Origin of the sequence: Pseudomonas sp. HB05 (assembly GCF_016756915.1) — a bacterium.
In the GTDB taxonomy this organism is placed as follows: Bacteria; Pseudomonadota; Gammaproteobacteria; order Pseudomonadales; family Pseudomonadaceae; genus Aquipseudomonas; species Aquipseudomonas alvandae.
In genome coordinates this window covers 74880-87721 of the sequence record NZ_JAESPG010000012.1, presented here as the reverse complement: position 1 = coordinate 87721, position 12842 = coordinate 74880, and the positions used below count along the sequence as shown (strand labels likewise).

At 62.1% G+C, this 12842-nt stretch carries 11 protein-coding genes; 7 read left to right on the top strand and 4 right to left on the bottom strand.

Annotation, left to right across the window (positions count from 1 at the left end; translation table 11 throughout):
- Positions 1 to 26 precede the first annotated feature (26 nt).
- Positions 27 to 845, bottom strand: a complete 819-nt coding sequence (tcdA, locus tag JMN22_RS13600; RefSeq protein WP_198796337.1) for a tRNA cyclic N6-threonylcarbamoyladenosine(37) synthase TcdA — start codon at positions 843 to 845, stop codon at positions 27 to 29.
- A 301-nt stretch (positions 846 to 1146) separates the two neighbouring features.
- On the opposite strand from tcdA, the gene dapE reads away from it, so the two are divergent.
- From dapE to JMN22_RS13585, 3 genes are all read left to right on the top strand, one after another.
- Positions 1147 to 2298: a succinyl-diaminopimelate desuccinylase gene (dapE, locus tag JMN22_RS13595; protein ID WP_198796336.1), complete on the top strand. Its 1152-nt coding sequence runs from the start codon at positions 1147 to 1149 to the stop codon at positions 2296 to 2298.
- Positions 2298 to 3107: a putative RNA methyltransferase gene (locus JMN22_RS13590; protein WP_198796335.1), complete on the top strand. Its 810-nt coding sequence runs from the start codon at positions 2298 to 2300 to the stop codon at positions 3105 to 3107. Before dapE ends, JMN22_RS13590 begins: the two co-directional genes overlap by 1 nt.
- A gap of 78 nt (positions 3108 to 3185) precedes the next feature.
- Complete coding sequence (locus JMN22_RS13585; protein WP_030139505.1) at positions 3186 to 3563, top strand: hypothetical protein; 378 nt, start codon at positions 3186 to 3188, stop codon at positions 3561 to 3563.
- A 217-nt stretch (positions 3564 to 3780) separates the two neighbouring features.
- Here the strand turns inward: JMN22_RS13585 and JMN22_RS13580 are convergent, their stop codons facing one another.
- A complete protein-coding gene (locus JMN22_RS13580; protein WP_003184959.1) occupies positions 3781 to 3990 on the bottom strand; it encodes a cold-shock protein in 210 nt (69 codons plus the stop codon).
- A 223-nt stretch (positions 3991 to 4213) separates the two neighbouring features.
- On the opposite strand from JMN22_RS13580, the gene plsB reads away from it, so the two are divergent.
- From plsB to JMN22_RS13560, 4 genes are all read left to right on the top strand, one after another.
- Positions 4214 to 6706, top strand: a complete 2493-nt coding sequence (plsB, locus tag JMN22_RS13575; protein ID WP_030139506.1) for a glycerol-3-phosphate 1-O-acyltransferase PlsB — start codon at positions 4214 to 4216, stop codon at positions 6704 to 6706.
- Positions 6707 to 6878: 172 nt separating this feature from the next.
- Positions 6879 to 7223, top strand: coding sequence for a hypothetical protein (locus JMN22_RS13570; RefSeq protein ID WP_030139507.1), 345 nt, complete (start codon positions 6879 to 6881; stop codon positions 7221 to 7223).
- A gap of 93 nt (positions 7224 to 7316) precedes the next feature.
- The gene (locus JMN22_RS13565; RefSeq protein WP_030139508.1) at positions 7317 to 7721 is read left to right on the top strand and encodes a YbaY family lipoprotein; all 405 of its coding nucleotides are present in this window, start codon (positions 7317 to 7319) and stop codon (positions 7719 to 7721) included.
- 29 nt (positions 7722 to 7750) lie between these two features.
- Positions 7751 to 8440, top strand: a complete 690-nt coding sequence (locus tag JMN22_RS13560) for a DUF4197 domain-containing protein (protein WP_030139509.1) — start codon at positions 7751 to 7753, stop codon at positions 8438 to 8440.
- 136 nt (positions 8441 to 8576) lie between these two features.
- Here the strand turns inward: JMN22_RS13560 and JMN22_RS13555 are convergent, their stop codons facing one another.
- Both JMN22_RS13555 and JMN22_RS13550 read right to left on the bottom strand, forming a co-directional pair.
- Positions 8577 to 11642: an efflux RND transporter permease subunit gene (locus JMN22_RS13555; RefSeq protein ID WP_198796334.1), complete on the bottom strand. Its 3066-nt coding sequence runs from the start codon at positions 11640 to 11642 to the stop codon at positions 8577 to 8579.
- Positions 11643 to 11648: 6 nt separating this feature from the next.
- Positions 11649 to 12749 (bottom strand): efflux RND transporter periplasmic adaptor subunit, encoded by a 1101-nt coding sequence (locus JMN22_RS13550; protein ID WP_198796333.1) that lies wholly within the window; start codon positions 12747 to 12749, stop codon positions 11649 to 11651.
- Positions 12750 to 12842: the final 93 nt, after the last annotated feature.

The window sequence follows — 12842 nt, the reverse complement described above, 5'->3', positions numbered from 1 at the left end:
AACGGGGATAAATCCCCTCGCCACAATTACTGTCCGGGCTTGGTCCTGTCCGCCGGCCGCCGCACGCCCGCGACAATCTTATCCACAGCCTTCGTCGCCGCGACCATGCCGAACGTCGCCGTGACCATCATCACCGCGCCAAACCCGCCGGCGCAGTCGAGCTTGACGCCGTCGCCGACGAAACTCTTCTGCAAGCAAATGCTGCCGTCCGGTTTCGGGTAGCGCAGTTGTTCGGTGGAGAACACGCAAGGCACGCTGTAGTGGCGGGTCACGGTGCGGGAGAAGCCGTAGTCGCGGCGCAAGGTGGAGCGCACCTTGGAGGCCAGCGGATCGTTGAACGTACGGTTCAAATCGCAGACCTGGATCAGCGTCGGGTCGATCTGCCCGCCCGCGCCGCCGGTGGTGATGATCTGGATCTTGCGGCGCTTGCACCAGGCGATCAGCGCGGCCTTGGCGTTGACGCTGTCGATGCAGTCGATCACGCAATCGATGTTCGGCGTGATGTACTCGGCCATGGTGTCGCGGGTCACGAAGTCCGCCACCGCGTGCACGGTGCAGTCGGGGTTGATGCCCCGCAGCCGCTCGGCCATCACCTCGACCTTGGGCTTGCCGACTGTACTGTCCAAGGCGTGCAATTGACGGTTGGCGTTACTGACGCAGACATCGTCCAGGTCGAACAGCGAAATCTCGCCCACGCCGCAACGGGCGATGGCCTCCGCCGCCCAGGAGCCGACACCGCCAACGCCGACAATCGCCACATGGGCCGCCCGCAGGCGCTCCAGGCCTTCGATGCCATACAAACGGGCGATACCGGCAAACCGTGGATCTTCTGTACTCATGACCATTACCCCAAAAACCGGCGCGCATTATAGGGCTTTGCCGTGGCAATTCGAGCCGTTCGCGAATTGAACCCCACCAATTTCCCCTTGTGGGAGCGAGCTTGCTCGCGATGGCGTCAGTCCAGTCAATAGGTATCGACTGATCCACCGCCATCGCGAGCAAGCTCGCTTCCACAGGTTTTGTGTTCCACCTGTCCCCCGCCAGGGGCCCATGGTGGTCGTTTTGCTATAAGATAACCGCCATTTTGCGCGAGCCAGCCCGCGCCTGCACAAGCCTTGCGTTCACACTATATTCCCGGAGTTTTCCATGACGGCCCACGCCGACCTCTCGCCGACCCTGCAACTCGCCTGCGACCTGATCCGCCGCCCGTCCGTGACGCCGGCCGACGCCGATTGCCAGAAACTGATGATGCAGCGCCTGGGCGACGCCGGTTTCAAACTGGAGCCGATGCGCATCGAGGATGTGGATAACTTCTGGGCCAGCCATGGCAAGCAGGACGGCCCGGTGTTGTGCTTCGCCGGTCACACTGACGTGGTGCCGACCGGCCCGGTGCAGGCTTGGCAACTCGACCCGTTCGATGCGGTCATCGACGAACACGGCATGCTTTGCGGCCGTGGCGCGGCTGACATGAAAGGCAGCCTCGCGGCAATGGTTGTCGCGGCCGAACGGTTCGTCGCCGACTACCCGGACCACAAGGGCTCGCTGACCTTCCTGATCACCAGCGATGAAGAAGGCCCGGCCCACCATGGCACCAAGGCCGTGGTCGAACGCCTCAAGGCCCGCCAGGAGCGCTTGGACTGGTGCATCGTCGGCGAGCCGTCGAGCACCACGCTGGTGGGCGATGTGGTCAAGAATGGTCGCCGTGGTTCACTCGGCGCGAAGCTGACCGTGCGCGGCAAGCAAGGCCACGTGGCTTATCCACACCTGGCGAAGAACCCGATCCATCTGGCCGCGCCGGCCCTGGCCGAACTGGCCGCCGAGCACTGGGACCACGGCAACGATTTCTTCCCGCCGACCAGCTTCCAGATCTCCAACCTCAATTCCGGCACCGGCGCGACCAACGTGATCCCCGGTGACCTGGTGGCGGTGTTCAACTTCCGCTTCTCCACCGAATCCACCGTCGAAGGCTTGCAACAGCGCGTCGCCGTCATCCTCGACAAGCATCAACTGGACTGGCACATCGACTGGGCCTTGTCCGGCCTGCCGTTCCTCACTGAGCCGGGTGCCTTGCTGGACGCCGTGTCATCGAGCATCAAGGACGTGACGGGCCGCGAGACCAAAGCCTCCACCAGCGGCGGCACTTCAGATGGTCGTTTCATCGCCACCATGGGCACGCAGGTCGTGGAGCTGGGGCCGGTCAACGCGACCATCCACCAGGTCAACGAGCGCGTGCTGGCCGCCGATCTCGACGTGCTGACCGAGATCTACTACAAGACGCTGACCAAGTTGCTCGCCTGATGCTTGCCTGTCCGATCTGCAGTGAACCGCTGAACGCGGTGGACAACGGCGTGGTGTGCCCCGCCGGACATCGCTTCGACCGCGCGCGGCAGGGTTACCTGAACCTGCTGCCGGTGCAGCACAAGAACAGCCGCGACCCCGGCGACAACCAGGCGATGGTCGAAGCTCGCCGCGACTTTCTCAATGCCGGCCACTACGCCCCGGTCGCCCGGCGCCTGGCCGAACTGGCCGCCGAACGCGCGCCTGGGCGCTGGCTGGACATCGGTTGTGGCGAGGGTTATTACACCGCGCAAATCGCCGAAGCGTTGCCCAATGCCGATGGCTACGCCCTCGACATTTCCCGTGAAGCTATCAAACGGGCCTGCAAGCGCAACCCGCAGCTGACCTGGTTGATCGCCAGCATGGCCCGGGTGCCGTTGGCGGACGGCTGCTGCCAGTTCCTCGCCAGCGTGTTCAGCCCATTGGATTGGCAGGAGGCCAAGCGCCTGCTCAGCCCCGGCGGCGGCCTGATGAAAGTCGGCCCTACCGCCGGCCACCTGATGGAGTTGCGCGAGCGCCTGTACGACGAAGTCCGCGAATACACCGACGACAAGCACCTGGCCCTGGTACCGCCGGGCATGGTGCTGGATCACAGCGAAACCCTCGAATTCAGACTGACGCTCGATAACGGGCAGGACCGCGCCAACCTGCTGGCGATGACGCCGCACGGCTGGCGCGCCAGTGCCGTACGCCGCGCCGGCGTGATCGAGCAGGCCGAGCCGTTCGAAGTCACGGTGTCGATGCGCTACGATTATTTCATTCTTCAATAATTACCTTGGGCCCCGGGCAACTGTCTGGGGCCAGTTAAATCCGCGAATGGATTTTTCAAGACCGCAGCGAGGACATCCATGCGCCAACCCGATATCGAGATTTACCTGAAGGACGCCGACGTCGACCACAAAGCCATCGCCCACTGGCTCGGCGAAGCCCTGGGGCCGTGCAGCGACTGGGTGCAGAAAGGCCAGACTTACAAGTGCAAGGCTGGCGACATCCCAGTGACCTGGTTGCCCAAGGCCGTAGGCAAATGGAACAGCCTGTATCTGGAAAGTGATCAGACGCCGTGGGAAGACGACATCGCCTGCGCCCGCGCCGCTTTCGCCGCACTGAACGTCGAAGTGCGCTGCGCACCCGGCTCGTGGGTGGAGGAAGAAGGTGAAGAGTCGGCGGATCGCTGGATTCGCATCAGCGCCGATGGGGAAGAAGAGATTACCTGGAAGACGGCGTGACGCTGACCTCCAGTCCACCGAAGAGCCAATGTGGGAGCGAGCTTGCTCGCGATAGCGGTCTGCCTGAGACGGTGATGTTGAATGTAACGCCGTCTTCGCGAGCAAGCTCGCTCCCACAGGGGATATGGGGTGGGCACGAACCAGGTGGCACCCCATCCAAAACTGTGGGAGCAGGCTCGCTCCCACACTGGGTTTTTGTGTTGCCAGTGAATGCGGGTTACAACCCCACCACATCCTCAGCCTGCAAGCCCTTCTGCCCTTCCACGACCGCGTACTCGACCTGCTGGCCTTCGGTCAGTGAACGGTGGCCTTCGCCACGGATCGCGCGGTAATGCACGAACACATCCGCGCCGCCTTCACGCTGGATGAAGCCGTAGCCCTTGGCGTCGTTGAACCACTTCACATTGCCGGTTTCGCGTGCTGCCATGATGCTCACTCCCATTTTTATTTTGAGTCGGCTTTTCGCAGGAAAGCCGTACGAACTTAGCCACCGTCCGGTCGTCGATGTGGAAGGCCGGGGCAGTAACTGGCCGAGTATATGACACCCGAGAAAACTCTCAACTGACTTTACTTCGGCGCTTTTTTGCCGATTTTCGACGAATCCGGCACACTGACGGCCGCTCCATCCCATTCACTCATGCAGAAGCCGTATGACCCGCTCCCCGTTCCGCCGTCTTGTGTTTGGCACCTTGCGCCGACTGCTGTATCTCTGGGTTCGCTCCGAGACGATCAACCAGTCGTCCTTTACCCTCAACCTCGACCGCAGTCGTCCCGTGTTCTACGTCCTGCAAGATCCTTCGCTCACCGATCTCGCGGTGCTCGACACCGAGTGCACCAAGGCCGGCCTGCCGCGCCCGGTGCTGCCGGTCTCGGTGGGCAACCTGCTGGAGCCGGCGGCATTCTTCTACCTGACGCCGGCACCGGACTGGCTCGGGCGCCAGGACAAGCGAGGAGCGCCGCCCACCCTGACGCGGCTGGTCGACGTGCTGACCCACAATGTCGCCGAAGATGCGCAGATCATTCCGGTCAGTGTGTTCTGGGGCCAGTCGCCCGACAGCGAATCCAGCCCCTGGAAGCTGTTGTTCGCCGACAGTTGGGCGGTCACCGGGCGCTTGCGTCGATTGCTGAGCATCATGATTCTCGGGCGCAAGACCCGCGTGCAGTTTTCCGCGCCGATCCACCTGCGCGAGCTGATCGAGCACGACAAGGGCCACGAACGCACCGTGCGCATGGCCCAGCGGATCCTGCGGGTGCACTTCCGCAACCTTAAAGCGGCGGTCATCGGCCCTGACATTTCCCACCGACGCAACCTGGTCAAGGGGCTGTTGAACCAGCCGCTGGTCAAGCAGGCCATTGCCGAAGAAGCCGAGCGGGAGAAAATTTCCCCGGAAAAAGCCAAGGCCCAGGCCCTGCGCTACGGCAACGAGATCGCCTCGGACTACACCTACACGGCCATCCGCTTCCTGGAAGTGGTGCTGAGCTGGTTCTGGAACAAGATCTACGACGGCATCAAGGTCAACCACATCGAAGGCGTGCAGAACGTCGCCCAGGGCCACGAAGTCATCTACGTGCCGTGCCACCGCAGTCACATCGACTACTTGCTGTTGTCGTACCTGCTGTTTCGCAACGGCCTGACGCCACCGCACATCGCTGCGGGCATCAACCTGAACATGCCGGTGATCGGCAGCCTGCTGCGCCGTGGCGGGGCGTTCTTCATGCGCCGTACGTTCAAGGGCAACCCGCTCTACACCGCCGTGTTCAACGAATACCTGCACACGCTGTTCACCAAGGGCTTCCCGGTGGAGTATTTCGTCGAAGGCGGCCGTTCGCGCACCGGGCGCATGCTGCAACCCAAGACTGGCATGCTCGCCATCACCCTGCGCAGCTTCCTGCGCTCGTCGCGCATGCCCATCGTGTTCGTGCCGGTGTACATCGGTTATGAGCGCGTGCTGGAAGGCCGCACCTACCTGGGCGAACTGCGCGGCGCGAGCAAGAAGAAAGAGTCGATCTTCGATATCTTCAAGGTCATCGGCGCCCTCAAGCAGCGCTTCGGCCAAGTGGCGGTGAACTTCGGCGAACCGATCAAGCTGGCGGAATTCCTCGACGGCGAACAGCCCGATTGGCGCCAGCAGGAACTGGGTCCGCAATTCAAACCAGCCTGGCTCAACGCGACCACCAACCGCCTCGGCGAACGCGTGGCGCGGCACCTGAACGAAGCCGCGGCCATCAACCCGGTCAACCTTGTCGCCCTGGCATTGCTGTCCACCAGCCGCCTGGCCCTGGACGACCAGGCCATGGCCCGCGTGCTGGACTTGTACCTCGCGTTGCTGCGCAAAGTGCCGTATTCACCGCATACCACGCTGCCTGAGGGCGACGGCCAGGCGTTGATCGAGCATGTCAAAGGCATGGACCTGCTGTCGGAACAGAGCGATGCCTTGGGCAAGATCCTGTACCTGGACGAGCAGAATGCGGTGCTGATGACCTACTACCGCAACAACGTGCTGCACATCTTCGCCCTGCCGGCGCTGCTGGCGAGCTTCTTCCAGAGCAGCTCGCGCATGAGCCGCGAGCAGATCCTGCGCTATACCCGCGCGTTGTACCCGTACCTGCAATCGGAGCTGTTCATTCGCTGGTCGCTGGAGGAACTGGACGCCGTGGTCGACCAATGGCTCGAAGCGTTCGTCGAGCAGGGCCTGCTGCGTTTCGAGAAAGACCTGTACCTGCGTCCTGCGCCCAGTTCAAGGCATTTCGTGCTGCTGACGCTGCTATCGAAGAGCATTGCCCAGACCCTGCAACGCTTCTACATGACCGTTTCGCTGCTGCTCAACAGCGGCCAGAACAGCATCAGCGCCGAAGAGCTGGAAGACCTCTGCACCGTCATGGCCCAGCGCCTGTCGATCCTGCACGGGCTGAACGCGCCGGAGTTCTTCGACAAGAGCCTGTTCCGCCACTTCATCCAGACGATGCTCGACCTCGACGTACTGCGCCGCGATGAAGCGGGCAAGCTAAGCTATCACGAGCTGCTCGGTGAACTGGCCGAAGGTGCGGCCAAGCGCGTGCTGCCGGCGGAGATTCGTTTGTCGATCCGCCAGGTGGCGTTGCATCGCGACGAAGAGGTGACTGAGACTCGCAACCAGCCCTGAAACTTGATCTGGGGCAGCGTGGGGTTGCCCCGATCAGCCAGTCGATATATGCGATCCCACATCTTCAAGCGGCACAGGCGACGTCAAACGAAGAAAAGCCCTACAGATATCGTTAGACCAAGACTCTAGGATGGGCTCACGTCAATATCGACGGATTGAAAAGGAATTCAACATGAGCCTGCATACCATCCAAGCGTCCATTCATTTGCCTGAAGATGTTCAACTCCCTGAAAGCGGAGGCACTCACATCACTTTCGCAACGCCGCATACCTCCGGCGGCCATGGCGGCAACCAGATACCCAAAATGCCATGGATCGTCAGCTTCACCATCAACAGCGACGTCGCGACCGAAGGCGAAGAGTTTTCGGTGACCGCGCAAATCAACGCCCCTCGTCCTCTTTTCCTGAACACCCCGCATACGTTCATCTGGAACGGCGGTGATCAGAACGTTGATATCAACCTGACCCTCGCGCCACCGGAAACCGAAGAGACTCTGCCATTCACGTTCGGCTCCTGAGTCGCAACGTTCAGGTGGATTTATAAACCAGAATCCTCCAGATTCTCTTTGACGCTGGCGTGTTGTTGGCGTCAAAGGGAAAGGTAATGACCCATGAAAAGATTTGCTCTGCTTGCCTCCATGGCCGTACTGGCCGCTTGCCAATCGGCAACGCCACCCTCCGCAACCGTCCAAACCCTTGACGGTGAAGTATTCTATTTGCAGCGCATCGCCTTGCCGCCCACTGCAACCTTGACCGTAAGCCTGCAAGACGTTTCCCTGGCCGACGCTGCGGCGGTAGTGATCGACGAGCAACGTGGCCCGGTCGAAGGGCAGGTCCCATTACCGTTCAAGCTCAGTTATGATCCGGCACAGGTCAAGCCCGGTCATCGTTATGCCGTGAGCGCCCGCATCGAAGTGGACGGCCAGCTGATGTTCATCACCACAGAACAACATGCCGTGCAGCTCGATGGCAAAGATCCGCAGCCGTTGAAGATTCGCGTCAACGCCGCACGCTGATTCCTGTTCCACTCCTCAAGGAAGCTGCCATGCTCCGCTCTACCCTTCGCTTCACCGGCCTGTGTGCCGGCCTGTTGATCTGCGCCAACGCCATGGCCTTGTCCCTGGGCGATCTGTCCCAGAAAGACGCCACGGGTGGCCTCAAGGATGCACTGACCCAAGGCGCCCAGATTGCCGTCAAGCAACTGGGCAAGCCGGGCGGTTTCAGCAACAACCCGGACGTGAAGATCGAGTTGCCAGGCAAGCTCGGCAAAGTCGCCGGCAAGATGAAAGCCTTCGGCATGGGTGACCAGGTGGATCAATTGGAAACCAGCATGAACCAGGCGGCCGAAGCCGCCGTAGTGCAGGCCCAGCCGATCCTGGTCGATGCCGTGAAGAACATGAGCGTGAGCGATGCCAAGGGCATCTTGAGCGGTGGCAACGATTCGGCCACGCAATACCTGAACAAGAGCAGCCGCGAACAGATTCGCGCCAAGTTCCTGCCTATCGTCAAGCAAGCCACCGACAAGGTCGGCCTGGCCCAGAAGTACAACGCCTTTGCCGGCCAGGCTGCGACGCTGGGTGTAGTGGACGCCAAGAGCGCCAACGTCGAGAACTACGTGACCGAGCAGGCCCTGGACGGCTTGTTCAAGATGATCGGCGAGCAGGAAGCCACCATTCGCAAGAACCCCGCGGCTGCGGCGACCAGTTTGGCGAAGAAAGTGTTCGGTACGCTCTAAACCCCAACCCAAAACAACTGTGGGAGCGAGCTTGCTCGCGATAGCGGTGTAACAGCCAACGAAGATGTTGAGGCTGATATTGCTATCGCGAGCAAGCTCGCTCCCACATTGGGTTCATGGAGGCCACAGGCCGAGGTCAGGTCTTCTTGACCCTGAACCACGCCGCATACAGCGCCGGCAGGAACAGCAGCGTCAACGCTGTCGCCACAATCAGCCCCCCCATGATCGCCACCGCCATCGGGCCGAAGAACAGGCTGCGCGACAGCGGAATCATCGCCAGCACCGCCGCCAGCGCGGTGAGCACGATCGGGCGGAATCGTCGCACCGTCGCTTCGATGATCGCCTGCCATGGCGCAAGCCCGGCCTTGATGTCCTGTTCGATCTGGTCCACCAGGATCACCGAGTTGCGCATGATCATGCCAGACAGCGCGATGGTGCCGAGCATGGCGACGAAACCGAACGGCTGGCGGAACACCAACAGAAACAGCGTGACACCAATCAACCCCAGCGGCGCGGTGAGGAACACCATCGCCGTGCGGGAGAAGCTGCGCAATTGCAGCATCAACAACGTCAGCACCACCACGATGAACAGCGGCACACCGGCGTTCACTGATTTCTGGCCACGGGCCGAGTCCTCCACGGTGCCACCCACTTCCAGCAAATAGCCGTCCGGCAGTTCCGCTTGAATCGCGTCCAGGGTCGGGAAGATCTGCTGGACCAGGGTCGCCGGCTGTTCCTTGCCGTAGATATCGGCCCGAACGGTCACGCTCGGCAGACGGTTGCGATGCCAGATCACGCCCTCTTCGAAGCCATACTCCAGTGTCGCGATCTGCGACAGCGCAACGCTCGCACCGTTGTCGGTGGGCACCGCCAGGCTTGGCAGCCGCGAAAGCTCGGTGCGCTCATGCACGGTGCCGCGCAGCAGGATCTCGATCAGCTCGTTGTCTTCCCGGTATTGGCTGACACTGGATCCGGTCAGAGAACTTTGCAGGAAGCTGGACAGATTGGCGGTGGTCACCCCCAAGGCCCGGGCGCGGTCCTGGTCGATATTCAGATACACCACCTTGCTCGGCTCTTCCCAGTCCAGATGTACATTGGCAACGTAGGGATTTTCCCGGACCTTCGTCGCCACTTTCCGCGCCAGGGCCCGGACTACCTCGATGTGCTCGCCCGTCACGCGGAACTGCACCGGGTAGCCCACCGGCGGACCGTTCTCCAGGCGTGTCACCCGCGAGCGCAACGTCGGGAACTGCTCGTTCAGGGTGCTGATCAGCCAACTGCGCAACGGCTCGCGGTCTTCGATCGTCTTGGCCAGCACCACGAATTGGGCGAAGCTTGGCGCCGGCAGTTGCTGGTCCAGCGGCAGATAGAAACGCGGTGATCCGGTGCCGACGTAGGCAACATAATTGTCGATGCCGGCGTGATCCTTGAGCAGCGCTTCCAGGCGCTTGACCTGCTCGGCGGTGTTGCTCAGGGAGGCTCCTTCCTGCAGTTTCAAGTCGACCATCAGTTCCAGCCGCCCCGATGCCGGAAAGAACTGCTGCGGCACGAAACGGAACAACGCCACCGAGCCGACAAACAACAGCACGGTCAGCAGGATGACGGTTTTGCGCCGACGCACACACCACTCCACCATCCGCCGGACACGCTGATAGAACGGCGTGCCGTAAGGGTCGGTCTGGCCGTCAGTCGTGCCATGCTTGGCCGCATGAATCTTCGCCAGGTCCGGGAGGAATTTTTCCCCCAGGTACGGCACGAACACCACCGCGGCGACCCAGGACGCCAGCAACGCAAGGGTGACCACCTGGAAAATCGAACGGGTGTATTCCCCCGTGCCCGATTGAGCGGTGGCGATCGGCAGGAACCCCGCCGCCGTGATCAAGGTGCCGGTGAGCATCGGAAACGCCGTGCTGGTCCAGGCGAAGCTGGCTGCCTTGATCCGGTCGAAGCCCTGCTCCATCTTGATCGCCATCATCTCCACCGCAATGATCGCGTCGTCCACCAGCAGACCCAGCGCCAGGACCAGCGCGCCGAGGGATATCTTGTGCAGGCCGATGCCCAGGTAATACATCGCCGCGAAGGTCATCGCCAGCACCAGCGGAATCGCCAGCGCCACCACCATCCCGGTGCGCAGCCCGAGGGAGAAGAAGCTCACCAGCAGCACGATGGTCAGCGCTTCCACCAGCACCTGGACAAACTCACCGACGCCGGTCTTCACCGCCGCCGGTTGGTCCGAGACCTTGCGCAACTGCATGCCGGCCGGCAGGGTGTTCTGGATCCGGGCAAAGTCCACCTCGAGGGCCTTGCCGAGCACGAGGATGTCACCGCCCTCCTTCATCGCCACGGCGAGGCCGATGGCATCTTCCCCCATGAAGCGCATGCGCGGCGCGGGTGGGTCATTGAAGCCGCGACGAACCTCCGCCACGTCGCCGATCCGGAAGGTGCGATCAGCCACGCGGATCGGAAAGTTACGGATCTCTTCCACGGTCTGGAAATTCCCGGAAACCCGCAGCTGCAATCGCTCGCTACCGGTCTCGAAGAATCCGGCGGTGGACACCGCGTTCTGCGCTTCCAAGGCTTGCTGGACCGCCGCCAACGGCAGGCCGAGGGTCGCCAGTTTCACGTTGGACAGTTCGACCCAGATTTTCTCGTCCTGCAGGCCGACCAGCTCGACCTTGCCCACGTCCTTGACCCGCTGCAGCTGGATCTGGATTCGGTCGGCGTAATCCTTGAGCACGGCGTAGTCGAAGCCGTCGCCGGTCAGCGCATAGATATTGCCGAAGGTGGTGCCGAACTCATCGTTGAAGAACGGCCCCTGGATGCCTGGCGGCAAGGTATGCCGGATGTCGCCGATCTTCTTGCGGATCTGGTACCACAGCTCGGGAATCTGCTTGGAGTGCAGGGAGTCGCGCGCCATGAACGTCACCTGGGATTCGCCCGGGCGCGAGAACGAAACGATCCGCTCGTAATCGCCGGTCTCCATCAGCTTCTTTTCGATACGCTCGGTGACCTGGCGCGACACTTCCTCAGCCGTGGCGCCGGGCCAGATCGTGCGGATGACCATGGCCTTGAAGGTGAACGGCGGGTCTTCGCTCTGGCCGAGCTTGGTGTAGGAAAGTGCTCCGACGATTGCCAGCAACAGCATCAGGAACAGTACGATCTGGCGGTTGCGCAACGCCCATTCGGAAAGATTGAAACCCATCGGGGATTACTCCTTGGCCGCCAGGTTGACCACGCGGTTGGAGCGATCCACCGGCCGCACCTGCTGGCCATCGAGGAGCACATGCACGCCTGCGGCCACCACCCAGTCATTCGCACCCAGGCCTTCAAGTACCGGCACGGTTTTTTCGCCAAAGGCACCGACACGGACCGGGACTTTCTTGAGGGTGTTGTTGGCGTTGACCACCCAGACGTAGGTCGCACCGTTTTCGGCGGTGAGGGCCGACAGCGGCACTGACAGCGGGACCTTTTCGGCATTCTGGATAAACACCCGGGCGCTCTGGCCCAGTTCCGCCGGGACGCTGCCGGCGGTGAACGCGACGCGAGCGGCGAAGGTGCGGGATTTCGGGTCGGCGGCGGGCGAGAGTTCGCGGATGTGTCCACTGAAGCGCTGGTCGGGTTGGCTCCACAGCTCCACCGAAACCGGCTGGCCGATCTTGAAGCGGCCGAAGCTCTGCTCAGGCAAGCTGATCAGCACCTCACGCTCACCGTCGGTGGCCAGCGTGAAGACCGTCTGCCCGGCCGACACCACCTGACCGACCTCCACCGAACGCCGGGCCACGACGCCATCCTGGGGCGCGCGCAATACGGAATAGCTCGCCTGGTTGCTGGCGACATCGAACTCAGCCTTGATCTGCTTGAGCCGCGCGGCCCCGGAGCGATAGAGATTCTCGGCGTTGTCGTATTGGGAGCGGCTGACCATCTGCCGTTCCATCAAGGTCTTGTAGCGGTCGCGCTCGGCGCGCACCAGGCTCAAGTTGGCCTCGGCGGCGGCGACCTGGGCCCGGCTCGCTTCCAGTTGCAGGTGTACATCTTCAGGATCGAGTTCAGCCAAGGGTTGATTGGCCTTGACCCGCTGTCCCTCTTCGACCAACCGTCGGCTCACTTTGCCGCCAATGCGAAACGCCAGGTCCGGTTCGAACCGCGCCCGCACTTCGCCAGGATAACTGTCCATCGCCAAGGCCGAAGGCTCTGGCTTGACCACCATGGCGGGGCGGACGACAGCGGCGACCGGCTCATCGTGGCCACACGCAGACAATAAAAAAGCCAGGCTGACTGGCAGGGCGAGGGGCAGGACATAGCGGAACATGGTGGATGACCTTTCGCTAATGGTGCTTGGAATAATTATACTGGCGAGTATGTTATTAATAGCAAACTCACCAGTCCAGTATTAAAAGCGAAT

Excerpts from the sequence above, each read along its gene's own strand:
- tcdA (WP_198796337.1), bottom strand. The coding sequence starts at position 845 with ATGGTCATGAGTACAGAAGATCCACGGTTTGCCGGTATCGCCCGTTTG.
- JMN22_RS13585 (WP_030139505.1), top strand. The coding sequence starts at position 3,186 with ATGCGCCAACCCGATATCGAGATTTACCTGAAGGACGCCGACGTCGAC.
- JMN22_RS13560 (WP_030139509.1), top strand. The coding sequence starts at position 7,751 with ATGCTCCGCTCTACCCTTCGCTTCACCGGCCTGTGTGCCGGCCTGTTG.
- JMN22_RS13555 (WP_198796334.1), bottom strand. The coding sequence starts at position 11,642 with ATGGGTTTCAATCTTTCCGAATGGGCGTTGCGCAACCGCCAGATCGTA.
- dapE (WP_198796336.1), top strand. The coding sequence starts at position 1,147 with ATGACGGCCCACGCCGACCTCTCGCCGACCCTGCAACTCGCCTGCGAC.
- JMN22_RS13565 (WP_030139508.1), top strand. The coding sequence starts at position 7,317 with ATGAAAAGATTTGCTCTGCTTGCCTCCATGGCCGTACTGGCCGCTTGC.
- JMN22_RS13550 (WP_198796333.1), bottom strand. The coding sequence starts at position 12,749 with ATGTTCCGCTATGTCCTGCCCCTCGCCCTGCCAGTCAGCCTGGCTTTT.
- plsB (WP_030139506.1), top strand. The coding sequence starts at position 4,214 with ATGACCCGCTCCCCGTTCCGCCGTCTTGTGTTTGGCACCTTGCGCCGA.
- JMN22_RS13580 (WP_003184959.1), bottom strand. The coding sequence starts at position 3,990 with ATGGCAGCACGCGAAACCGGCAATGTGAAGTGGTTCAACGACGCCAAG.
- JMN22_RS13590 (WP_198796335.1), top strand. The coding sequence starts at position 2,298 with ATGCTTGCCTGTCCGATCTGCAGTGAACCGCTGAACGCGGTGGACAAC.
- JMN22_RS13570 (WP_030139507.1), top strand. The coding sequence starts at position 6,879 with ATGAGCCTGCATACCATCCAAGCGTCCATTCATTTGCCTGAAGATGTT.